Below are 24,587 nucleotides of genomic sequence, written 5' to 3'. Positions count from 1 at the left end.
TTTGATATTTATAACCGCTTATCTATGATCTGCGTGTAGGTTACTACCAAAAATACCTTGCCAGTCACGTACTATAAGCGCTGGTACATCTTCTCTTGGAACAGGCTTACTAAATAAATAACCCTGAAAATGCTTGCACCCTAACGCGGTTAAAAACAGAAGCTGCTGCTGGCTTTCAACGCCCTCAGCCACACACTCTTTGCCTAAACTATGTGCCAATGTGAGTGTTGATTCAATAATTGCCTCATCATCAGAATCAATACCGATGTCTTGCACAAAACTTCGATCAATCTTAAGCACATCTATAGGAAAACGCTTTAAGTAAGTCAGCGATGCATAGCCGGTACCAAAGTCGTCCATATAGAGTTTACAGCCTAACTCTTTTAGCTTTTTCATACTTTGCAGTGCAAGGTTTGAGTCACGCATTAAAATAGATTCTGTTATTTCAAATACAATAGCCTCTGATGGCACATTAGCATTGATAAGCGCTTTTTTAATCTCTGGCACAAGCTCTATAAATTCAAAATCTAATGCCGATAAGTTAATCGATAAATACAAATCAGGAGATGCTTTTCGCCATTCGTTAAGCTCATTTAATGCTCTGCCAAAGGTTTGTAGCATTATTTTAGTTATTAAACCAATACCTTCAGCCGCCAACGAAAACTCCTGTGTTTGGATTCGCTTATTTTCAGGCCAGCGAAGTAATACTTCAAAGCCTTCAGTTTGATGTGTGTGAGCATTTATAATAGGTTGGTAGTAATTACAAAACTCATGCTCTTGATAGGCTTTTGTTAACTGTGATTCTAAATGAAGGGCTTTTTGAACATGCTGATTCATTTCTTGTTTGTAAAATTGATAATTACTTTCAAGCGCACCTTTGGCATGATAGAGCGCAATGTTTGCCGCCTTCAGTAAGGCACCACTTTGTGTTGCATCATCAGGAGAAATAGCAACACCAATGCTTAAATTAATATTCACTACTTGGTCGTTAATACTTATATTTTGATTCACGCAATCCATAAGTTTGGTACAAATAAGTAATACCTCTTCTATTTGGTGAATATCTTCAACCAGGACCACGAATTCATCACCACCAAATCGTGCAATACTGTCTGATGAACGTAGTGAGCATTTTAACCGCTCTGCAACTTTTTTAATAAGTTCATCGGCGACTTCGTGGCCTAATGAATCATTAAAATATTTAAAGCGCTTAATATTAATATGTAAAAGCGCAGCTTTGCATAAGTGCTTTTGGGCTTGCTCAAGGGCATGCTCAACTCTATCATTAAACAACGTACGATTTGGTAAGCCGGTTAACACATCAAAGTTAGCGAGTTGGTGCAGTTCACTCTCTGCCAGTTTTTGTGCGTGTATATCAGTTAAAATAACCACGTAGCTGCTTAAGCGTTGTTCTGTATCAGCAACCGCACTTATTTTAACTAGCACATGGCGCGACTCTCCATTGTGAAGGCGTACCATATCTTCACAAGAAAAATGCTCCCCTTCTGAGAGCTTATTCATAATACGTAAGTAATCAACACGGCTTTTAGGCGACATACCTAATTTTAACGCCCTGCTTGAAATAGGCTCTGCAGCAAAGTTAAAAGCGGTTTGCAGTGATTTATTAGAGGCACGAACATTAAAGTTTTTATCGAGAATAAAAACCCAATCACGAGTTTGTTCAAATGCAGCAGTAAATAAGCGTGCGTGCTCTTCAAATACCATTTCACGGGTCATGTTAGTGTATGTACCCGCTACTTTTTGAGGCGTTTTTTCATCCCACTCAACCACTTTGCCAAAGTCTTTATACCAACGCCAATAGCCTTTGGCATGACGTACACGGTATGTGCAGTTAAAGTAGCCTTTATCGGTCGACAAAAACTCTAACCACTCTAAACGAAATAGTTGTTTCTCTTGCGGATGTATTTTAGCCAAGTATTCATCAAGGCTTACAGTATCGTGTTTATAACCCAGCTCATTACTTAAACGAGGCTGATAAATACTTGGATTACTTGACTGCCAATCCCATACGCCAGACTCACTGCCTTCAAGGGCAAGCTTTAAACGGGATTCACTGTCTTTACTTTCTTTATGCGCAGCCAATAAGATACGTTGAATTTTATTACGTCGTCTGACCCACATGGCAATAAAAAATAAAAATAAAGCGCCATATAACACCATAAAATAAGGCGCACGCCAAAGTGGGTATTTAACCTTTATTTTTAATGTAGCTGGCTTGGTAAAAATTCCCGTTAAGGGGTCTTTGGCCCAAACTTTTAATGTATAACTACCAGGGTTTAACTTAGGAAATAGTACTCGGTTGTTATTTCTTGCGTAGGTTTTTTGCCCGTTATCAAGCTGGTACTCATAGATAATACGTTCTTGATTACTAAAAGCCATTGCAGAAAAAGCCACTTCAAGACCAATGTCATCGTGGTTTAAAACGACTTCATTCAGAGGTTGCCTTAAATCGCGAGATAACTCTCGGGACATTAAATTTACCCGCGTTATATTTACATGCTCTATAAGCGGCTTATAACTTTGGTTTTCCATTGGATGAAAATACGTTATTCCTTTTAACCCCCCATATACAATGCGGCCATCGTTAAGCTGCGCCATTGCTGAGCTATTAAACTCAGCCGATAAAAGCCCCTCGGCTGTACTAAACTGCTGAAAGTGGAGCGTTTCTGGATTTAAACGCCATATTCCTTTATGGCTACTCATCCAAATCATACCGTCGTCGTCAAGCACCATACTATAAAGTAATGTACCTAATTTATTCTTATCAAGATCAATAGTATGAAGGTGTTCATACGTTGATGAATCAATACCAATTAAGCCAAAGTTAGAAAGAGAGATCCACAACACGTTGTTATTATCAATTACGTATGAAAGTACACTAATTGCAACGTTTTCATGTTGTTTGGGTACTTTATAAATCATTTCTAACGCTAAGTTGTTAGGGTTTAATTGATATAAAATACCGGCATTAAAAAAGAGTGGCCAGTCAGGTTTATTTGGTAAAGCGGGTAAAAAACCATGCGCTAAAAAAGGGTTAAACTGTGCCAATTCACCGCCCAATCGTGTCACAATTTTAGTGTCTATGTTATAAACAAACGCGCCATGGTCACGATGCATAAAATATAAATCGCCATTTGGCATTAAAGCAACACCGTGTACCCACCCTGAGATATGATCTTGGTTTGCCGCATTTTTTGTTATAGGTTCAGTGACTTGGTACGTATTTGGATCAAAAATATACAAGCCTCGATTTGTATTAAGCCAAAGCATATTTTTATAGGGCATAATTTGCCAAACACTAAACTCGCGTGTGTAAGCGTCAGCTTTATAATCTTTTAAATATACTTTGCTGGTATTGGTTTTTAAATCAACCTCAGTTAAGCCATTATTGGTTGCAAGCCAGAGCTTTTCGTTAAATTCGGTTATTCCCCATATTGAATGGTGAGATAAACCTGCGCCACCCAGCACACTGCCATCAACATTGTTAAAATGATACGTATCTTTTGATAGGTAAAAGGCACCATCACTTTTTGTGGCCACCCATACGCCACCAGACTTATCTTTGGCCATATCAATAATACTGGTGTCGGCTAAGGTATATTTACTTTGAGTGATTCGTGTATTTTTGATTAACTCACCACTGTTTAAATCAAATTTGAATAACCCTTTGTCTGTCGCAAGATCGATTTCACCTTGGTTGTACTCTATTTTCCACACATTTAGGTCGGCAAGTAGCACTTTATTTTTGAATGCGATATCGGGACGTTCAAACATGCTTGGTAAATCACTAATATCAACCTGATACATACCTTTGACCGTACCGACTAATAATTGGTTATTTTCACCCAGCTCAAACGACTTAACATTATTTTGGTAAACATGCGCCGCCTCGCCTTTTAAATGCTGTAATGGACGAGTTAAATCATTAGCAATATCATGAACGTAAGCACCGTGAGAAGTCGCTATAAAAATGTAACCGTTATAATGAAACAAGCTTCTTACTAATGTATTTTTGTATTCTTTAGGCAGCTCAAAAACAGATTCAATCACACCGCTTTGAATATCGAGCTTCGCAAAATCTCGACCTCGTCCAATCCACAGTGTTTTTGAATCAGCCGCTAGCATGGTAAATACTGATTGATTAAAAATTTGCTCTTCGTTGCTTGGAGGACTTAAAAATTGCTTGTAAGTATCTGTGGCTGGATCATATCTAAAAAGACCCTCGAGTAATGAGGCAATCCAAATATAACCGTCTAAGTCTTGGTATATTCTGTCAATAATTGCTTCTTCTAGCTCTCCATTTGGGCCATTAATCGGGGTTACTTGATACCCATCGTAACGGTTTAATCCCCCTTCGGTAGAAAGCCACAAATACCCGTTATTATCGATGAGTATGGTATTAACGTAGCTTTGTGATAGGCCTTCACTGGGTGATAAACGCTTAACTTGTGCACCAGCCTGGCAACTCACTATAGTTATTAAAACTAAGCAGCAACTTAAAATCCAATTAACGCCCTTACTCATGGTCATTCCATATGGTTTTTTATTTTTATGGGTACTCTAGTGCGACAATATTACGGTGCTTATACATATCAAAAAGTACGTGTAGATCAGCAGTATATGTTAACACTTGGTTAAAACCAATACTGAGGTATAAATCGACTATGTTTTTAAATGCAAAGGTATAAACATGCATGTGTTGATGCTTCAAAAGATCAGTTATTAATTGCTTTGCTAGCCCTTTTGAGCGGTGTTCTTTAGCAACATAAACCGTGGATAAAAACAAAAAATTGGATTTATGTTGCACCCTACATGCAGCCACTATTTGCTCATCTAAGTATATAACCCAGACTTGATCTTGCTTATTAGCGCGCCCGCTAGCCCCATGTAGTTTGTAAAATTTATTTACTAAGGGTGTTTTTACTTTATCTAATAATTGGGTGGTATACATTTTTAACTAAGCATTAGTGCCAAATATTGCTCAAACTTTTGTTTTAATACCGTTTGCTCTGCTACTGGACGGCTATGGATTGTATTATAAACTTGCTCGCGTGTTTTTTTATTACGCTTAATTTGGTATGCCCAAAATGAGGCTTCATAGTCGAGCTGGATTTGGTACTTATCTTCACGTGGTAATAAACATAGGTTAAAACTCACAGGATTTCCTCATTCTTTATATGGCTTAGGGTGTAATACATAGCTTGCAGTGCTGGGCAAAAAGCAAGCACCTTGCTATTATACGCCTCTTATTAATTTATCTCAGCAGTAATTGGAAATGATAATGCAAAGTCGCTTTAGTGTATTGTTTCTATTAACGTGTTTTATGTTGAGCACGGCATGTTTTAGCAATCAAAACACGCTCACATTTAACCGCCCTGATAACGTACCGCAAGCAAATTATGTTCTTGAGCTTCTTACACTCGCCTACAAGGACATAGGCTACGAAATACACCTTATCGATTTTAATCCCCAAAATGCTCTTCGCGCTGCTAATAATGGCACACTAGACGGACAGTTGGGTCGAGACAACAGTATAGAGGTAGATTTTCCTAATTTGCTGCCTGTTAACTACCCATTGTTCAAGTTTAAATTAATACTGTATAAAAACTGCCAGCAAAGCATATTAAACCGGCTCGATAACGTTGCTATTTTAGCTGATTGCCCCATACAAGCACAGTACATAAAAAATACGCAATTTGATGGTAATGTAATTGAAGTAAAAAATATAAGTACGCAACTAAACCTGCTTACTCAAAAAAAAGTAAAAGGTATATTGCTACTCGATTTTGCATCTGACAGTCTACCAATCCAGCATCCTGATGTTTGCTACCAAAAAGAGACACTACGTGTAACACCTGTTTATCATTACTTAAACAAAAAAAATGCGCACCTAATTGAAGGCTTAGAAGCGGCACTCAATAAACTTCATAACAATGGCACGGCTTATGCGCTTAAAGCTAAATACAATATGTATGATTAAAAATCGAATCCGTGCTGCTTTGTCGTGTTAGTTGCACTTTCAGCTTGCTGTTTTTTGAGAAGATATCGCTTGTAGCGCTGCTGACATAGGCTCAAAACTTTTTTCTTTTGTGCATTGGTTAAAGAGTTCCATAAAAATCGCTCGTCACGACTACGGTAACACCCTTTGCAATACCCTCGATTGTTAACTAAGCAAATACTTTTACAAGGACTTGGAATATCAAATATTTCAATTTGTTGCATAGCATACACCGCTTAGTTAAGGTCATACTTGCAGTATAGCGTTATTTTTAAACAAAAAAAAAGTAGCAATACTATTGCTACTTTTTACTTTATATACTTATTGCTAAAGCGATTCAGGGCTTTTAACATTTATTTGTGCTTTACGATGAAATGGTTTTGCATACATAGCCAATACAAGTGGCTTAAGCTCTTCAGGTACCTGCGCAATACGTTGTTCAAATGTTGCCGTATCTGGAGAGTTAATTACCGACTCTTTACAACCACCAGCAATATAATTGCCTGGATGTAAGTAAAATGAATCTATTATTTGCTGGTCAATAGTGTTAGCAAGTTCCTCAGCGCTATCGCATTGTGACTCAATAGGCTGCCCAAAAGCTAAATGAATATGGCCCTTTGCCGTACTAAAGCCCTCAACAATGCTTAAAATATCTTCACCCACCGACTTAACATATTCACCATGTTGTTGCTTATGATAAAGCTCTTTAGCTTTTGCTATAGCGCATGGCTCATATTGATAAGAAATAGACACAGGCACAACTTTTAGCTCTTTAATGTATTCACCAAACTCTTTCTTTTGCTTACGGCCATTAAGTTGCAACATTTTTAGTAATGCAGGATCGGTTTGATCAAAGCCATCTTTAGCGCGCCCTTCTTTTTGTGCAATCCAAATGGAGTGCCCGCCCATTAGTGAGTCATAAATATACGACGACAATTGAGTAAGGGCTTTTAGCATTTCTTTAGGGGCTTTAGCTGAGCGCTTAACAATAAAGCTTTTATTTAAACGCATCAGCTCTGTTATGTAGGGTATTTGCAGTAAATTATCGCCAATAGCTATTCGTACCGTTTTCATTTTATGTTGGTATAACCCCCAGTTAACAAGCGCAGGATCAAGCACTATATCGCGGTGGTTAGAAACAAATAAATAAGCTTGATTAGGATCTAATTTATCTAAACCTGAAAAGGTGACTTTTGACGTGGTGCGTTTTATAAGTTTATCTAAATACGTAGCAACTTCATTTTGAACATCTTCAACGCTCGTTACTTTTCCCCACTTTTTGCGTAGTTGGCTTCTTACCAATGGGCGGGCAATAAATGGCACTGCTGATAGAAAGCGCGGTAGATTATACTTAGCAATGACATCTATAAATGCATCATCACTCATTAAACGCGCTAATGATGCGTTAACCTCATTGTCGTTGTAAGGTCTTATGTCTGCGTACTTGTCTTCTAATTCACTCATTACTGCATCTATAAAGTTAAAAAACGGCACGTAAAATACGTACCGTTTGTTTTATTGGTTTGAGTATAACTCAGGCAAACTGAAATGCGAACTAAGTCAGGCTATTGCATTTTTATAAAAACTTACAAGCACTCTAAAAAGTACATATATAACAAAGAATTAAGTAATGCTCTTACCAGTTACCTTTCGCTTTGCTTGTAATGCTATGACAACTAAACGCAGAATAAGTGCGATTAAAATTACACCACAAATAAAGCTTAGCCAATATGGAAGCACCTGATGCTCTTCACCTAGTTGCGGGGAAACAACAAACCCAAACTCAGTTACTAAATAATCCGTTAAAAACCCAAAAATCAATGCAACCCCAATAACCCCTGTCAAATAAGCGAATACAGCACGCTTGCCAAGCTCATTAGCTACAACACCTAACGTAGCAATATTTGTTGCCGGCCCTGCGAGCATAAACACTAACACCGCTCCAGGCGATACTCCACTCAATAACAAGCCTGCAGCAATAGGCGTAGAAGCAGTGGCACAAATATACATGGGTATACTGATCAAAATCACCACAAGCATGGCAACAATGCCACTGCCCCACTGTGTTAAAAATGACTCTGGAACATAGGTCTGTACCAACGCGGCAAAGAATAAACCAATCATTAACCAGACCATGGTATCCGACAGAAGTTTATTGCAGCTAAAACTTATCGCTTGTTGTACTTTCTGCCATTGACTTTGTAATGCCTTGTTTGGTTTATCACAACAACTGGTTTGAACTTTAGGCTCCGCCGTTTTAGACGCACAACAACTGGTTTTTGTTTGAGCATCTGCGGCTGGCTTAGTCTGCAGCCTATCGGTATCTCGCCCAACTAACACACCTGCAACAATAGCACTGCAGATAGCAGCTATGGGACGAATAATAGACATAAACGGACCTAATAACACATACGATACTGAAACAGAATCAACCCCCGTTTCAGGCGTCGACACTAAAAACGCAGTCGTGGCACCTTTTGAAGCACCGGCGCGTCTCAATCCTATTGCAGCAGGAATAACACCACATGAACACAAGGGCATTGGCGCACCAATTAAAGCCGCTTTCACTGTGGTCAAAAAGCCTTCTTTACCTAAATGTTTATTTAAAAAATTTGCCGGTAAATATACATTTAATAACCCAGCAATCAGTAAACCAAGCATTAACCAAGGGGCAGATAGTAAAAATAACTGCCAAAAATTATTAAGTAAGTCCATCGATGTCCTCCAAGGTTGTTAATATTGAACAGTTATAAGCGGGTTCTTGTCCACCACAGCACTTATCTGCCAGTATCGATAGCGATTGATGAAAACGTGTTAGCTCAGCAATACGCTCTGCAACTAGATCGCGTTTTTGTATTGTTAAATCTTTCACTTCATGGCACGAATGCTGGTGTTTTTTAAATTTAATTTGCAGTAACTCTCTGATCTCTAACAAGCTAAAACCAACATTTTTAGCACGCAAAATAAACTTCATTTGTTTGAGAGCTGCCTTATCATAATCGCGATAACCTGCCTCGGTTCGACTTGATGGCGTTAACAAATTGTGTTTTTCATAGTATCTTAGGGTATCTGTTGAGACACCTAACTGATTTGCAAACTCACCTATTTTCATTTGTTTCTCCAATGAGTATATTCTCAACTGATGCCAACTATAAACCTTAGAGCACGCACCAAGGTCAAGTATTAAAATTATTTTATTTAATTAGGACACATCATGAAAATTACTGTTCTCGATAACGCCACATTAGCAAATACATCACTTGCCTGTTTAGAGCAACTAGGGAGCCTTAAAACCTACGAACTTACTAGCCCAGAGCAAGTTGTTGAGCATAGCCAAGGGGCTGATATTTTAATTACCAATAAGGTCGTGTTAAACCGCGAAACAATTAGCCAACTAAAAAATCTAAAACTAATATGCGTGAGTGCTACGGGAACTAATAATGTTGATCTAGAGGCTGCAAAAGATCACGGCATTGCAGTTACAAACGTTGCAGGTTATTCAACACCTTCGGTTGTTCAACATACCTTCTCTTTAATCACAAACCTGCTAGGTAATACACACCGATATCAAGCTGATTGTCAGCAAGGTGCTTGGCAGAAAAGTGAAATGTTTTGCCGTCTTGACTACAGTTTTAATGATTTACAAGGCAAAACACTAACAATCATAGGCGGTGGTACACTAGGACAGGCTGTTGCAAATGTAGCCGAGGCTTTTGGTGCAAATGTAGTTATGTCTGAGCGCAAAGGCGCACCATGCCGTGATGGCAGAACGCCCTTTGACGAAGCCATAAAAACCGCAGACATAATTAGTGTGCACTGTCCGTTAACAGAAGAAACGCGCAATCTAATTACCTTAAACGAATTTAAAGTAATGAAACCAAGCTGCATCATAATTAACACAGCACGAGGCGGTATTATTAATGAGGCGGATTTAACCAGTGCACTAGAGCAAAATATAATTGCTGGCGCAGGCGTTGATGTATTAACAAAAGAGCCTGCTGAGCTTTCAAATCCACTGGCAAATTATAAAGGGAGTAACCTATTGCTAACGCCGCATATTGCGTGGGCAAGCACCGAATCAATTGTGCGATTAGTTAAAGAGGTAAGTTTAAATATTAAAGCATTCAAACAAGGAGAGTCTCGTAGCCGCTTAGTTTAATACTCACCTTAGCCAAGTAACCTGAGCTCTGAATAGTAAATACCTTAATCATTGCTTGGGTTAAATAAACTAAAAAGTGGCTGTTTTTACCAATTTTTTTATTTTTTAAAATTAACTAAATACCACACACAACGTAAGCAATTGATTATAAATAAAATTTAAACTTGGCGTATACTTTGCGTTACTATCATTAATAATTAAGTAAAAATGATTAAGGTACATACAAAAATGAATAAATCTCTACTAGCAGCGGCACTTATTACTCCATTTTTAACGGGTTGTGTTATCGCCGTATCTGATGGTGAAGCAGAAACGCACTGGGCAGGTAATGACTCAACTAGCTGGCAAACTAAGCACAAAAATAATCGCGAAGCGATTTCTGAATTAAAAATGGATAGCAGCTACCAGTCGGTATTAACAACACTTAAAACCCCTAATTTTACAGAGTTACTAAAAAAAGGGGATGATGTGTATCAAGTCTTATTTTATGCAACTCATAGTATTCATTCTGATGGTAAAATGACTAAAGATGAGTGTACGCCACTTGTATTCAAAAACGATAAACTTGTCGGTATTGGTGACAGCGCATTAAATATGGTTAGCCACTAAAATACAAAAAGGCCAGTAACGTTACTGGCCTATTTTATTAGTGAGCGACCACTCTATTACGGCCAGCCTCTTTTGCTTCATACAACCCTAAGTCAGCTTCTTCTAATAATGAATGCTCTGAGGTTGAGCGGCCATCTTCCATAGTTGCAACGCCAATACTGATAGTTATGCATTGTGCATTTAACGATGTTTTGTGCTCTATATTTAATTTGTTTACAGCATTTCTGAGCTTATTTGCAAACGCAATTGCTTCCTCTTTAGATACATCAGGTAAAATAGCCGCAAACTCTTCCCCACCGTAGCGGGCAATAAAGTCACTTCCACGTTTACATTGTGCCAATAAAGATTGTGCTACTTTTTTTAAACATTCATCACCGGCTCTGTGACCGTATGTGTCGTTGTATCGTTTAAAGTAATCTATATCCATTAGCAGTACAGATAGCACCGAGCCCCCTCGTTTACTTCTTCGCCACTCTCGAGACAAATTTTCATCAAGGTAGCGTCTGTTGGGTATTTCGGTTAATCCATCTATGGACGCTAACATTTCAAGTAAATCGTTTTTTTGTTTTATCAGTAATTGATTTCGTACTCGCACTCTAACAATAGAAGCACTGAATGGCTTAGTAATATAGTCCATCGCGCCTAGCTCTAATCCTTTTGATTCATCAGCATGCTCTTGATTAGCAGAAATAAAAATAACTGGAATAGCCTGGGTAATAGGATTTTCTTTTAACTTAACAATAAGTTCAAAGCCGTTCATAACGGGCATTACAATATCAAGCAAAATCAAATCAAACTGCGTAGTTCTTACAAAAGCGAGTGCCTCTTCTGCACTTTTAGCTAAAAACACGTCATGCTCTTCACACAACGTTTTTTCAAGCACTAATCTGTTAAGTGGATCATCGTCAACTACAAGCACTTTAGCTTTTTTTGACATCCACCGCCTCCAAACCTCTAATAAATACAATAACCTGCTTCAACTGCATAATAAGCTCTTTTATGATTTGATCTTCAGGGTCATTGGTTGCTTTAAGACTTTGTTCGCACTGAAGCGCACAAGACGATAACCGCTTAAAACCCAAGTTACCCGATACTCCTTTGATACTATGCACTAAACGTACCAATTCACCTTTAACGGTACATTCGTCAATTTGTTGTAATTGGGTCTCACATAGGCTAGCAAATTTATCAATCATAGTATTAAGTAACGCCTCATCAGCACTAAATTGAGCTAAGGCAAATGCCCTATCAAAAAATACCGTTTTAGTGATCTGCATATCTGCAATGGCATCTAGAAGAACTTTAGCAACAACGGGCTTTGTTAAATGTTTATTCATACCGCATTTTAACGAACGCTCTATATCCGCAGGTTCACAATGGGCTGTCAATGCAAATATAGGCAATTGCTTATCGTCAAACTGTTGACGAATCAAAGTAGTAGCTTGACAACCATCTATATGCGGCATTTGCACATCCATTAAAATCAGATCTGGTTTTAAAACTTGTAGCAGCTCCATACCATCAGATGCATTGGTTGAGGTTACAACATTTACATTAGCTTTTTCTAAAACACTACTTATAATTTCTAAGTTTAGTTTATTATCATCAATTGCCAAGATCAGTAAACCTGACACCTCTCTACTCGGTTGCTGTGCCTGTATATTAGCGTCACTTGCAATTTGCTTTAATGCAAAACCACTACTTAAATCAAATAATCGCTGCCCAAGTGCAGATGCTTTAACATGCTGCGCTAATAAGCCTTTGCTCATAGATGAACTAAAGGTTAGCTGATGATTAACGATAATGACCGATACAGCGTGTGAAGTAAGCGAGTCATATATTGCTTTTACACTTAATAGTTCAGGTAAATCAGCTTCATCAACAATGAGCTGATTACATCCCGAAAGTTTGATTGGGTAATTCAATGCTTCATCTAAGTCAATACTGGTTAACTCTGAATAGGCTGCTACAGCGCGTTTTAAAGCTCGGCTTCGCTGGGATATAATAGCCAGAGCATCAACAGGCAACAGCTGATTTTTTGTATCGTCTACCTGTAAACTAATACTGAAATAAAACTCACAACCAAGGCCTTTTTCACTGTTTACGGCTATCTCGCCGCCCATAAGAGATACAGCATGTTTTACAATAGCCAACCCTAACCCTACACCTTGATGGGCGCGTGTTGATGATTCATCGCCTTGTGTAAAGGCATCAAATAAACGTAATTGGTCAGCCTCATTAATCCCGCTGCCAGTATCTTTTACACTAAAACAGATCGCTTGCTCGGTACTATCTCCCTCAATTAGCTCCATTTTTAAGGTAATACTGCCATTGTGAGTAAACTTAACAGCATTAGTTAATAAATTACCCAACACCTGCTGTAGTCTTATGCTATCGCAAATCAAACTAGGTGCAATTAAAGGGTCAACATCAATAATAAACTCAACCTCTTTTTGCTCACACAAGGGCCCTGTTAAGCTGTCGCAAATATCAACAAGTTCCACAACCGTAAATGGGGCTAGTTTTAACTCAGCTTGTGCGCTTTCAACTCTGGCAAAATCGAGCATGCGGTTGAGCATTAAGAGTAAACTTTGCGCAGCTTGCTTAGCTTGATCTGTTTGCTGAATTTGTCTTTGGGTAAGCCCTTGCTCTATAAGCATGTCAAGCAAACCTAACACCGCATTCAAAGGGGTACGTATTTCATGACTTAAGTTAGCAATAAAGCGACTTTTAGCAAGGGTTGCGCGCTCAGCATTGTGCTTAGCTTTAGTTAATGCACTCACATCTTGTAAGTGGATAACATAATACGAAGGATCTCGCTTTTCATCCCACACGAGCGATACACTGAGTTGAAGCCAGCTAGTCAAATTTCCTCGTGCTAATGTTAAATGATAAACCTCTTTCTTATCATCAAGCAGCTGAGCTAGTCTTGTTTTAATTTCTTGCCACTGACTATCATCAAATAGCAGTTTAAGTTGCTCACCTACCAACACACCTTGCTCAGAAAATAGTTTTCTTGCTGCTTTGTTTACTTGCAATATAGTCTGATCAAGCGAAAGAAGCACAACACCGTTCGCAGCAAATTCAATAGCACTTCTAAATTTAGACTCAGACGCTTTTAGTGCATGTAAAGTTTGCTGCTGTTCTGTTATATCTCTACCGATCCCCATTGTGCCTAACAAGTGCTGCTGCTCATTGTAAAAAGGCGCAATCGTCAGTTGGTAAGACTTATCATCTGTATCAACGCGTTGCTGAACATTACTGCGATTTTGTAAAACCTGTTTTTCAAGAATACTTATTTGTTCGTATTCGTCAGTTATATCTTGTATACGCCTACCCACTAGTGCGCTTTGATCGCACCCAATGTACGCTTCAAATGCCTTGTTGCACCCTAAAAAAGACCCATCAATATTCTTAAAATATATAAAATCTGGAACACTGTTTAACATTGTGTTTAGTAAAGCTAAATGTCGCTCTTTAGCTTGATAACTGCGTGTTAGTTTTTCTGATTGCAATTGCAGCTTTTCGTCAAGCTCTCGGTTTACATCTTGCAGCGAATCGACTAGTTGTCTGTTTTTAGCAAATACTAGTTTTATTTTGGTAAACCATGGCTGCCAATTAATAGGGATTTGATAATTAGACTCTTTGCTGTTGTCGCTATTACTTTGCTCTAAGTAATGCATGAGATGTGTCATAGGTTTTAAAAATATGCGCTGACTTAACCAAAAGAACACACAAAACATCAAACTTAAAAACAGCGTTAAAAATATAAACTCGAGTAAAATTTCATACCGAATAAGATTTACAAAATCGGATTTAGGCTCATAAAATGCAGCATGTATTGGGAGGTTGCTTTTTGGCTGCATAAAAAAGTTTGTGCCACTGGTTAACACCGTTAATTTTTGTTGTGCTGCCGCCATTTCAGGCCAGTATTCTTTAAGTGTGATCCCCTCAGCTATCGCATTTTTTGTGCTTGCAACAACCTGATCAAACCGATTAACAAATATATATTCTCCCTGATTTGGCGTAACTTTTTTTAGCCAGGCAGAAATAACCTCCACATCGTAAATAACGATAATATAATCACGCGAGCCAAGTTCTCGCTGGCGTCCGATTGAGTAGTAAGCCTTCCCGTCTATATTTACAATCGGGCTTGAAGATAAAAGGCTGCCTGAAAAGTCTGGTTTAAATCGCCCTTCAAGAATCTCTGTTAGTAATAAACTCTTGCTCTTATTACGCCTAGCTACAAATGCAGCGCCATTTTCATCAACATACGCAACGGCGCTAAGCGACTGCATAAGTGCCAGAGTTGTATTAAACGAAGGACCTAATTTAACTAACTGTTGCCACTTTGAAAGTTCATTTGGTGAAAGATTAAAATCCCCTTTACCTACAATCTCGGTGCCTTGTTGAGTAAAATGGCGATAGTAATAACCTTCATACTGATTAATACCTTCAAATAAATTACGATTAGCAAGACTCAGTGCAGGCTGCTCGTATAAGTTAAGCATATTAGCCATTAAATCACTGATTGATTGCATGCCATGATTTATTTGGGCGGATATATTAAGAAAATCAGCGTCACGTTTTTCTACTGTGCGCTCAAGCTTGATATTGTAAAGATGTAAACACAGTAAAAAAGCAACGATTAAAGGCACCAACAGGGCAACAATTAAAGAGCGATAATAATGTTTGAGAGGTAAAAAATTCAACGTGCAGTCTGCCATTTGGCCCGAAAATCAATCATTAGACTATCGAGCCAAATAGTTAAGCGCAAGTTATAAATTCTCTTCTGCAAATGAAGCCAACCGACTCCTTACAACACCATTAAGATTTATAGTTGCACTGCCTTCAAAGTTTTTAAAACGCTCTACTATGTAGGTTAAACCTGATGTGACTGGCGTTAAATAATTACTGTCTATTTGCGCTAAATTACCGGTACAAATGAGCTTGGTGCCTTCTCCGCAACGAGTAATAATTGTTTTAAGTTGAGACGCTGTTAAATTTTGGCTTTCATCTAAAATTACTACCGCATTTTGAATACTGCGCCCACGCATAAAATTAACCGACTTAAACTGTACATTGGCCTTTTCCATGATGTAATTTCGGCTCGATATTGGGTTCTCGTCACCTTTATGGAGCACTTCTAGCGTATCGGTAATAGCAGCGAGCCACGGCGCCATTTTTTCCTCTTCCGTACCGGGTAAAAAACCAATAGACTCTGCAATTTCAGGGGTATTTCGGGTCACAAGCACTTTATCGTAAATACCTTTTTCTATAACCAACTCAAGTGCACAGGCAAGCGCTAATAACGTTTTCCCACATCCAGCGGGGCCCGTTAAAATCACCAGTTCAATGCTAGTATCAAGTAATGCATCAAGCGCCATACCCTGATAAATATTTTTGGGCTTAACGCCCCATGCATGATGATGCATTAACCGCTCAACACTAATATCTTTTATAGTAATGTGCTTATCATCAAACGACTTTACCCTAGCTGCAAAGTGATTACTCTCGTCAAGTAAATACTCATTACAAAATACATCGGGTATTAAATTTTTAGGCACATGATGAAACGTATCTCGCCCGTGCTGCTCTGTATTGCATTGCCCTACATGTCCCCAAAAATCACCCTCTACTTTTTTATAACCGCTAGTGAGCAAATTAATATCATCAATAAGCTGATCTGTTCGGTAATCCTCTACATATTTAAGCCCTGCGCCTTTAGCTTTTAAGCGCATGTTTATATCTTTGGTAACCAATATTACTTTTGAATCGCTATGCTGCTTTTGTAAATATACAGCACAGTTAATAATTCGATGATCGTTTTCATTGCCTGGCAAACCCGAAATTGAATCTGCGAATAAATGGTCGTTAACAATAATGAGCGTACCGGCAGAGCTCGACTTTGCTTTTTTATTACTGGGTAAGGCTACACCTTGTAGCATTTGTTCAGGGGTTGCGTTTTTGAGTACCTCATCTAAACCACGAATTGCAACGCGGGCATCGCGGCTTACATCGTGTTTTCTATCTTTAATATGATCAAGCTCTTCAAGTACGGTCATCGGAATAACCACGTTATGTTCTTGAAAAGACAAATAAGCGAGGGGCTCGTGGAGGAGTACGTTGGTGTCTAGCACATACATTTTACTTTCAAGGTTCGAAGCTTTTTCCATAGCACTTTCCTTACGTTTTATGATTTTTATGCTATACCAAAATAACTAAGTAAAACGGGCAAAAATCAAAACCTGCAATACTTAATTGCCAAGGCATATTGAAAGTTTAGTCTATTTGTCATAAAAGTCCGTTTTATTACAACCTGAATTTAGTTTTTATTTACCTTTTTAATAGGTTAAAAAATGGCGGTTTTATTCTTTATAATTAACACTTATAAAATTAATTAAAAGTGAGCTAAATAGCGCCTTGCAGTGGTGTTAGCTTACAGGTAACATAGCCGCCCTTTTCATCATAGACGAGACATACATGAATTTTTCCTTAGGTCAGCGTTGGATCAGTGATACAGAGTCAGATTTAGGATTAGGCACCGTTGTTGCCATTGAAGGCCGCCAGGTCAGCATATTATTTCCAGCCAGTGGTGAAAACCGTGTTTACTCTACAGCAGAAGCACCCGTTACCCGTGTGGCATTTAATCCAGGCGATGTGATCAAAAGCGTTGAAGAATGGGAATTAGAAGTCGAATCTATTGAAGTACAAGGTGAGTTACTTTGCTATGTGGGCACCCGTGTTGATAACGGCGAAGAAGCAAAGTTAAAAGAAACCTTTTTAGATCATTTTATAAAATTTAATAAGCCACAAGACCGTTTATTTGCCGGCCAAGTAGACCGTTTTGATCGTTACACGCTTCGTTACCAAACATGGCAACATAAATTTGAACGCGAACAATCACCTATAAAAGGATTGATTGGTCAACGCGCTAACCTTATTCCGCATCAGCTTTACATTGCCCAAGAAGTGGGTAAACGTTTTGCACCACGCGTATTATTATCTGACGAAGTAGGCCTAGGTAAAACCATTGAAGCAGGCATGATACTGCATCAGCAAATTATTAGTGGTCGCGCCAGCCGTGTACTTATTGTTGTACCTGAAAACCTTCAGCACCAGTGGTTAGTCGAAATGCTACGCCGCTTTAACTTACGTTTTTCTATTTTTGATGAAGAGCGTTGCGACGAAGCCTTTGCCGACTCGCCAAATGTATTTGATACAGAGCAGTTAGTCCTTACTAGCCTTGAGTTTTTAACCAAGAAAAAGCGCTGGTTTGAACAAGCAACATTGGCTGATTGGGATCTATTAGTTGTTGATGAAGCGCACCACTTAAGCATTAATAACGGTAAACCAAGTACTGAATATCAGCGCATGGCTGAGCTAAGCCAAGATATTCCAGGCCTTATTTTACTTACAGCAACGCCTGATCAACTAGGCCATAGCAGTCACTTTGCACGTTTACAATTGCTCGACCCTGACCGTTTTTACGACTACGACGTATTCAAAGAAGAAGAAGCCAATTACAAAGATGTAGCGCAAGCTGCAAACCAGTTATTGCAAGAGCAAGCTCTTGACGACAATGCAAAAGCAACGCTTATCGAGCTATTAAAAGAAACCGACATTACCGTCATTCTTGAAAAAGCACAGCAAGGTGATTTACCAGCGCGTAAAGAAATACTTAACATGCTACTCGACAGACACGGTACTGGCCGTATATTGTTCAGAAATAGCCGCAGTGGCATTGATGGCTACCCAAGTCGTAAATTGCATGCCTATCCAATGGCATTACCAAAGCAATACAAAACGGCCATGTCGGTATTAGGTAACATGAGTGGTATTCAAAACGCTGAGCTGAGCGCGCATCGTGCTCTTTTTCCTGAAAAAATATTCCAAGAGTTTGAAGGTGAAAGCGCAAGCTGGGGCGCCTTTGACCCTCGCGTAGATTGGTTAATCGAAACACTTAAAACACTTAAACACGAAAAAGTACTTCTTATATGTGCCAAAGCCGAAACGGCTATTAGCCTTGAACAAATACTGCGTGAACGTGAAGCGATTAAAGCCTCGGTTTTCCACGAAGGTATGTCGATTATAGAGCGTGACCGCGCGGCCGCCTTTTTTGCAGACGAATACGATAACGCACAAATATTATTGTGTTCAGAAATTGGCTCAGAAGGTCGTAACTTTCAGTTCTCACATCACCTAGTGTTATTTGATTTACCATTAAACCCAGATTTACTAGAACAACGAATTGGTCGATTAGACCGTATAGGGCAAACACAAGATGTAAACATTCACGTGCCATACTTTGAAAACACGGCGCAAGAAGTGTTACTGCGTTGGTACAATGAAGGCCTTGATGCATTTGAAACCACATCAACAACTGGCCAGCTATTGTATAAAGAATTTCGTGATGACTTACTCGAGTTTATTTCAGCCCATAACTGTGATGAAGACGAACTTGACCCACTCCTTGAGCAAGTAGCTCAGCAAAATACTGTGCTACGTAAAAAAATGGAAAGTGGACGAGATCGTTTATTAGAACTGCACTCATCGGGACAAGGCGCCGCCGACTCATTAGTTGCTGATATTGAAAAGCTCGACAACCAGTTTGAGCTGCCCAGCTACATGATTAACGTGTTCGACACCTTTGGTGTAAGCCAAGAGGACAAAGGCGAAAATACAATTATATTAAAGCCTACAGAGCATATGTTAAGCGCGTCATTTCCATCGCTTAAAGATGACGGCATGACAGTGACATTTGACCGTGATACTGCACTTTCACAAGAAGATGTACATTTTATCAGTTGGGATCATCCAATGGTGCAAGGCACGATGGATATGATTTGTGATGATGACTTTGGTAGCGCATCGGTTGCTTTACTCAAAAACAAAAAACTCCCTGCGGGCACCTTTTTTGTTGAGCTTATTTTTGTAGCCGAAGCAATGGCGCCTAAAGCATTACAAGTGGGCCGCTTTTTACCCCCAACGCCTATTCGTATATTGCTTGATAAAGCCAGTAATAACTTAGGCGAAAACGTCGCATTTGACGGGTTTAACCAACAGCTTTCAGCCGTTGGTCGTCAAACAGCAAGTAAACTTGCGGGTGCACTACAAAGCGCAATTCACCCTATGATCACAACAGCAAAAGACATGGCACAAGAAAAACTCGAGGTTATTCGTGCACAGTCGCTAGCTAAAATGCAAACGTCTCTTAGCGAAGAACAAGAGCGATTAAGCGCGCTTAAGCAAATTAACCCTAATATTCGCCAAGAAGAAATTACCTTTTACGATAAGCAACGCACCGAGCTAACTGCACACATTGAAAAGGCGCAGTTACAACTAGATGCAATTCGCTTAATCGTGGTTTCTCACTAAGGTTTTGAGCTTTTAGTTGTTAGTAAAAATTGCAAACAACAGCAGCTAAGTAAAGCGTGGTATTTATACCGCGCTTTTTTATATTCAAAAAAGTATATAAATTAGAAGCCTTCGTACAGGCTATCAATGTTTTCCTTGAGCCTTTGCCCTTGCTACCCTAAAATAGCGTCCTTCAAAATCATTAAGGTCGGCCGTGTTAGTTAATTACAATCCCCCAATGAACCCGTATTTAACCATACTTTTTCAAGACGACGACTTGCTCATTGTTAATAAACCCAGCGAATTATTGACCGTACCAGGTAAAGATCCTAAGCATGCCGACAGCTTAATTAACCGCGTTAATCGCGTATTTCCAACCGCAAGAATTGTTCATCGTCTTGATATGGCAACGTCTGGCATACTCTGCCTAGCTATGAATAAAGCTGCCCATAGGCATTTAAGCATGCAGTTTCAAGAACGTGAAACTGCTAAGCGGTATATTGCTCGCATATTTGGGCAACTTGAACAAGACAATGGCTCGGTTGATTTGCCACTTATTTGCGACTGGCCTAATCGCCCAAAGCAAATGGTAGATCATGAAAATGGCAAGCCATCACTCACTCATTTCAAAATACTTGAACGCGAAGAAAGCGCCACACGCGTAGAGCTCACTCCAATTACGGGGCGTTCACATCAATTGCGCGTACATATGCTAAGCCTTGGCCACCCTATCTTAGGTGACCGACTCTATGCCTATAAAGAGGCGCTTGCAGCCGCACCGCGTTTACAACTCCACGCACAAATGTTGCAACTAAAACACCCGGTAACCGAACAAGTAATGACCTTTGAAGCAGAACCCGAGTTTTAATGGGCTCAATTACTTAGGAAAAATTAAACTTTTAAACAACTATGCCGATACCTAACTAATGACGACTGGTTGAGCGTGTTATGGTGTTTTTGCAATTATTTAAAAAGGTTCTGTGTTACATGGCATTTAGCTGTGTAGCCCTTTTAGCACTGTGTACAACGGCTGCAGAACATATTGCCCCGCCTTCTTTATCAAGTATTGAAAATAGCGATATTAAACGCCTTTTACCTACCGACGAAGTAAAAACAATGCTAGCTGGTGAAACTGAATTTTTAAGTTTACGTAGTGAGTACATGAGCGCTGATTTTAGAGGGATTGTATTACTTATTCCCGATTGGCAATCAACCCCTACCAACAATGCTGGAATGAATTACTTGCGCAAAGAGCTTAACAATTTAGGCTACACCACCTATGCGATGACCACCCCTGATATTGATTGGCAAGCGAGTAAAATAGCTGAGCCTGCTGCAGAAACAGCACCACGTGCCGCCACTGAAACAGAGAGTCAAGCCAACAGTGAGTCAGAGCAGCCTAATGCTTCAAGTAAAAATGAAGCGCCTCATCATGTGGATGCCATTGAAGCCATCAGCGACGAAATACTCGATAACTACAAACTAAATTTACTGGCGCGCTACAAAGCCCTTTACCAAACCGCGATGGAAGAGCCTAGTAATATTGTTATTATTGCCCAAGGCACCAGCGCAGGGGTTTTAACTGAGTACTATGCAGACTTTCCACAAGAGCGTATTGATGCGTTTATTAGTGTAAGTAGCTATTTACCCAATGCAAAGCGCAATAAAAGCTTAAGCCAAACAACGTCTCTTGTTACGCCTGCACTTTTAGATATTTATTACGCCAGCGACAACCGTGACATTTTAATTAACTTAAAAAATCGCCAGCGCTGGGTTAACCGAAACGCCAAGTTTGACTACCGCCAGCGCCAGTTATTTGGGCTTCGTGATCAACCTCAACAACATGCTCGGCTAACAAAAGAAATAGACGGCTTTTTACGCCGCCTTTTTTAAATACTCATAGGCTGCTTGAATGTCTTGGCTTTTTTTAACGGCTAATTCCATCATGTGCTTTGGTAAACCCTGCGATACTAATTTATCTGGGTGGTGTTGCGCCATTAACTTACGGTACGCTACTTTTACTTCTCGCTCTGTTGCTCCCTCGTTAAGCCCTAAAAGTCCAAGTGCTTGAGTACGATTCATGTTGTTATTAGGTGGCACATGATGCCCTGAGCCTTCTTTATAACTGCTACTTTGCCCTTGCTGTTGTTGATAACGCTGTTGCTGTTTTCTAAAATTAAACTCAGCTTGATAGCGTTTAAGCACAAACGCAAAATGCGTTTTAGAAATGCCTAGCTGTTTACTTACTTCACTTAGTAACTGCTTTTCTTGCTCAGCCAAAACGCCATCAGAAAACGCCATTTGAATTTGTATTTCTAAAAATAATTGCAGTAAGTCATGACGCTTAGCAAAACGTTCTTTAAAATCATAGACGGTTTCTTTTAATGAAAAGTCACTTTGCTTACCCGCTTGAAAAGCATGCTGTGCTTCACGGCGCTCTTCGCCTTTCAAGCCCATTTCATCCATAAATAAGCTGGCGGCTTTTATATGTACTTCGCTTACTCGGCCGTTAGACTTTGCAATATGCCCCATCACTGCAAAGCAGCTAGAAAAGAATAGCGCTTGGCGCTCGTGGACATCATCACCATTAAATAAACTTGAAAAACCACCCGCCTTATCAAAATTATTTTTTAAGCTTTTATCAAATAAATGACCAAGGTATAACCCTAAAATAGCACCAAAAATTTTGCCAAACATAAAGCCAAAACAAAATCCGAGTATTTTCCCCCACATATAAACTACTCCTATTAATTATGTGTCGCTTAAGCCAAGCGCTCATTTAATGCCGTTAAACGCGCTGGTGTGCCTATGTCATCCCAATTACCAATATAAAGCTCGGTAGACACTAAATGCTTACTTAGTTTTTCTCGTAATAACGGCCCAAGCGGACGAATACCCGGCTCTAAACCATTAAAAAAGTCAGCCTGATAGCGGCTAATACCCGAAAACGTATATTTTGGACTCTCAGGCGATAAATGACTCAATGCAAAATCGCCATCAGGATTATGAGGGGGATTTTCAATAAGCACCAAATGTGCCTCACCTGGTTGCAAATGTAATTGCATAAGCGAGCTTACATCGTAATCGGTAAATACGTCGCCATTTATCACAATAAACGATTCACCTAATAACGGAAGTGCTTGAATAATTCCGCCTGCGGTTTCAAGGCCGCCTTCAACTTCTTGGCTATAAACAATATTGACACCAAATTCACTGCCATCTTTAAAGTACGCTTTAATTTTATCACCCTGCCATGCAAGGTTTATCACTATGTCGGTAATGCCAGCGGCCTTTAAGTTATTAACATGGTGCTCTATTAGTGGTTTATTTTGCACTTTAAGCATAGGTTTAGGCATAGCTTGAGTGAGCGGCATCATGCGCTGCCCTCGCCCTGCGGCTAAAATCATGGCTTTCATAAATTTACCTGCTCTAATCTTTTAGTCACTTTTGGCACTATTGTATTTTTAACCCAGTCACTGAGTGCATTAAGTTCAGGATAGCGCTCAGCAACATCTACAATATATTCAAGGGTAGGCAAAATATTAGCTAAATAACCTGTCTTACCGTCACGCAAATACAGGCGACAAAATATACCGGCGGCTTTTAAATGACGCTGTAAACCCGTTAAGTCAAACCAAACCTTAAATTCTTCAAACGAAGTATTAGTGACTAAGCCTTCGCGTTTAAACTCGTTATATCCAAATGCTAATAGCTGAGCGAGTTCATTATTAGGGAGCTTAAAATAGCAATCGCGTAACAACGAAACTAAATCGTAACAAAGTGGGCCGCGTACGGTGTCTTGGTAATCAATTATTGCCCACTGAGAATCGCTGTGCATAATATTACGGCTGTGGAAGTCGCGATGAACTGTGACCGTGGGTTGTTCAAGCATGGTTTGAGTGAGTAGATCACAGCTCGACTCCCACATTTTAAGTTGGTTTGTATCAACGCTTTCAGCAATAAACTCTTTTACTAACCATTGGCTGAATATCGATAATTCAAGCGCTATAAAGTCTTTACCATAAGCCAGCATATCTGGAGCCTCAGGCGTCTGTGCCCACTTAGCTGATAAACTTATTAACTGTGTGTAGTAGTCGGTTCTATTTGCATCATTAAGCATGTCAGCTAAGTGTGTGCTGCCTAAATCAGTTAAAATAAAAAAGCCTTGTTGTTCATCACTTTTAATAATATGCGGTAACAAAAAACCCTGGTCAGTAAAAACTTGATTTAAAGATAAATACGGTGCGTTATTGACCTTTTGTGGATCGGAGTCCATTACAATAAACTGCTGATTATTAATTGCTAAGCGAAAATACCGCCTAAAACTCGCATCTCCGGTTATCGCCTCAAGTGTATCTGGCTGTTTGCCAAAGTGGGTCGTTATGAAGTGTTGTAAATTATCAAAGCGTGTCATTTTATAAGATATCTATTTTTAACTAAGTT

The 24,587-nt window shown here is 39.4% G+C and carries 19 protein-coding genes; 6 read left to right on the top strand and 13 right to left on the bottom strand.

The window, feature by feature from the left end; all coding sequences use genetic code 11:
- Nucleotides 1-18: 18 nt before the first annotated feature.
- Genes R0J88_RS09420 through R0J88_RS09410 form a run of 3 tightly spaced genes read right to left on the bottom strand, consistent with a single transcriptional unit; the run spans nt 19 to nt 5,178 of the window.
- Nucleotides 19-4,545, bottom strand: coding sequence for an EAL domain-containing protein (locus tag R0J88_RS09420; RefSeq protein WP_276753874.1), 4,527 nt, complete (start codon nt 4,543-4,545; stop codon nt 19-21).
- Between the two features lie 25 nt (nt 4,546-4,570).
- Nucleotides 4,571-4,972 carry a GNAT family N-acetyltransferase gene (locus R0J88_RS09415; protein ID WP_008132419.1) on the bottom strand — a complete coding sequence of 134 codons (402 nt, stop codon included), beginning with the start codon at nt 4,970-4,972 and terminating at the stop codon, nt 4,571-4,573.
- 2 nt (nt 4,973-4,974) lie between these two features.
- A complete protein-coding gene (locus R0J88_RS09410; RefSeq protein WP_006793205.1) occupies nt 4,975-5,178 on the bottom strand; it encodes a DUF3283 family protein in 204 nt (67 codons plus the stop codon).
- Between the two features lie 124 nt (nt 5,179-5,302).
- Here R0J88_RS09410 and R0J88_RS09405 point away from each other — a divergent pair, with 124 nt between their 5' ends.
- A complete protein-coding gene (locus tag R0J88_RS09405) occupies nt 5,303-6,001 on the top strand; it encodes a substrate-binding periplasmic protein (protein WP_410899757.1) in 699 nt (232 codons plus the stop codon).
- Here R0J88_RS09405 and R0J88_RS09400 read toward each other — a convergent pair.
- The 4 genes from R0J88_RS09400 to zntR all read right to left on the bottom strand — a co-directional run bounded on the left by R0J88_RS09400 (nt 5,998) and on the right by zntR (nt 9,131).
- On the bottom strand, nt 5,998-6,243 hold the full coding sequence (locus R0J88_RS09400; RefSeq protein WP_006793207.1) for a DUF1289 domain-containing protein: 246 nt from the start codon (nt 6,241-6,243) through the stop codon (nt 5,998-6,000). The two genes, R0J88_RS09405 and R0J88_RS09400, sit on opposite strands and share 4 nt — an antisense overlap.
- Nucleotides 6,244-6,346: 103 nt before the next feature.
- On the bottom strand, nt 6,347-7,483 hold the full coding sequence (locus R0J88_RS09395; RefSeq protein ID WP_410899756.1) for a 1-acyl-sn-glycerol-3-phosphate acyltransferase: 1,137 nt from the start codon (nt 7,481-7,483) through the stop codon (nt 6,347-6,349).
- Nucleotides 7,484-7,642: 159 nt separating this feature from the next.
- Entirely contained in the window at nt 7,643-8,734 is a 1,092-nt protein-coding gene (locus R0J88_RS09390) for an SO_0444 family Cu/Zn efflux transporter (RefSeq protein WP_410899755.1), read from the bottom strand.
- Entirely contained in the window at nt 8,721-9,131 is a 411-nt protein-coding gene (gene zntR, locus R0J88_RS09385; RefSeq protein WP_203985054.1) for a Zn(2+)-responsive transcriptional regulator, read from the bottom strand. Before zntR ends, R0J88_RS09390 begins: the two co-directional genes overlap by 14 nt.
- 102 nt (nt 9,132-9,233) lie before the next feature.
- On the opposite strand from zntR, the gene R0J88_RS09380 reads away from it, so the two are divergent.
- Both R0J88_RS09380 and R0J88_RS09375 read left to right on the top strand, forming a co-directional pair.
- Complete coding sequence (locus R0J88_RS09380) at nt 9,234-10,178, top strand: D-2-hydroxyacid dehydrogenase (protein ID WP_006793211.1); 945 nt, start codon at nt 9,234-9,236, stop codon at nt 10,176-10,178.
- A gap of 228 nt (nt 10,179-10,406) precedes the next feature.
- Nucleotides 10,407-10,787, top strand: coding sequence for a DUF3192 domain-containing protein (locus R0J88_RS09375; protein WP_006793212.1), 381 nt, complete (start codon nt 10,407-10,409; stop codon nt 10,785-10,787).
- A gap of 37 nt (nt 10,788-10,824) precedes the next feature.
- On the opposite strand, the gene R0J88_RS09370 is transcribed toward R0J88_RS09375, so the two are convergent.
- The 3 genes from R0J88_RS09370 to R0J88_RS09360 form a co-directional block, all read right to left on the bottom strand.
- On the bottom strand, nt 10,825-11,724 hold the full coding sequence (locus R0J88_RS09370; RefSeq protein WP_006793213.1) for a diguanylate cyclase: 900 nt from the start codon (nt 11,722-11,724) through the stop codon (nt 10,825-10,827).
- Entirely contained in the window at nt 11,708-15,499 is a 3,792-nt protein-coding gene (locus R0J88_RS09365; protein WP_410899754.1) for an ATP-binding protein, read from the bottom strand. The genes R0J88_RS09370 and R0J88_RS09365 overlap by 17 nt, the downstream gene beginning before the upstream one ends.
- Before the next feature lie 66 nt (nt 15,500-15,565).
- Complete coding sequence (locus tag R0J88_RS09360) at nt 15,566-16,963, bottom strand: PhoH family protein (RefSeq protein WP_010556594.1); 1,398 nt, start codon at nt 16,961-16,963, stop codon at nt 15,566-15,568.
- A gap of 307 nt (nt 16,964-17,270) precedes the next feature.
- Between R0J88_RS09360 and rapA the strand changes: the two genes are divergently transcribed.
- The 3 genes from rapA (at nt 17,271) to R0J88_RS09345 (ending at nt 22,037) form a co-directional block, all read left to right on the top strand.
- Complete coding sequence (gene rapA, locus R0J88_RS09355; RefSeq protein WP_243531684.1) at nt 17,271-20,165, top strand: RNA polymerase-associated protein RapA; 2,895 nt, start codon at nt 17,271-17,273, stop codon at nt 20,163-20,165.
- A gap of 193 nt (nt 20,166-20,358) precedes the next feature.
- Nucleotides 20,359-21,012: a bifunctional tRNA pseudouridine(32) synthase/23S rRNA pseudouridine(746) synthase RluA gene (rluA, locus tag R0J88_RS09350; RefSeq protein WP_410899753.1), complete on the top strand. Its 654-nt coding sequence runs from the start codon at nt 20,359-20,361 to the stop codon at nt 21,010-21,012.
- 119 nt (nt 21,013-21,131) lie between these two features.
- Nucleotides 21,132-22,037, top strand: coding sequence for a DUF3530 family protein (locus R0J88_RS09345; RefSeq protein WP_410899752.1), 906 nt, complete (start codon nt 21,132-21,134; stop codon nt 22,035-22,037).
- On the opposite strand, the gene djlA is transcribed toward R0J88_RS09345, so the two are convergent.
- Genes djlA through R0J88_RS09330 form a run of 3 tightly spaced genes read right to left on the bottom strand, consistent with a single transcriptional unit; the run spans nt 22,020 to nt 24,558 of the window.
- Nucleotides 22,020-22,877 carry a co-chaperone DjlA gene (djlA, locus tag R0J88_RS09340; protein ID WP_410899751.1) on the bottom strand — a complete coding sequence of 286 codons (858 nt, stop codon included), beginning with the start codon at nt 22,875-22,877 and terminating at the stop codon, nt 22,020-22,022. The genes R0J88_RS09345 and djlA overlap by 18 nt on opposite strands.
- A gap of 29 nt (nt 22,878-22,906) precedes the next feature.
- Entirely contained in the window at nt 22,907-23,560 is a 654-nt protein-coding gene (gene murU, locus R0J88_RS09335; RefSeq protein ID WP_410899750.1) for an N-acetylmuramate alpha-1-phosphate uridylyltransferase MurU, read from the bottom strand.
- Nucleotides 23,557-24,558 (bottom strand): aminoglycoside phosphotransferase family protein, encoded by a 1,002-nt coding sequence (locus R0J88_RS09330; RefSeq protein WP_410899749.1) that lies wholly within the window; start codon nt 24,556-24,558, stop codon nt 23,557-23,559. The genes murU and R0J88_RS09330 overlap by 4 nt, the downstream gene beginning before the upstream one ends.
- Nucleotides 24,559-24,587 lie beyond the last annotated feature (29 nt).

The sequence above is a fragment of the Pseudoalteromonas sp. SIMBA_162 genome, assembly GCF_046535955.1.
Taxonomy (GTDB): domain Bacteria; phylum Pseudomonadota; class Gammaproteobacteria; order Enterobacterales; family Alteromonadaceae; genus Pseudoalteromonas; species Pseudoalteromonas marina.
Note: the sequence above shows the minus strand (reverse complement) of the source record. Positions and strands in the feature narration are given on the sequence as shown.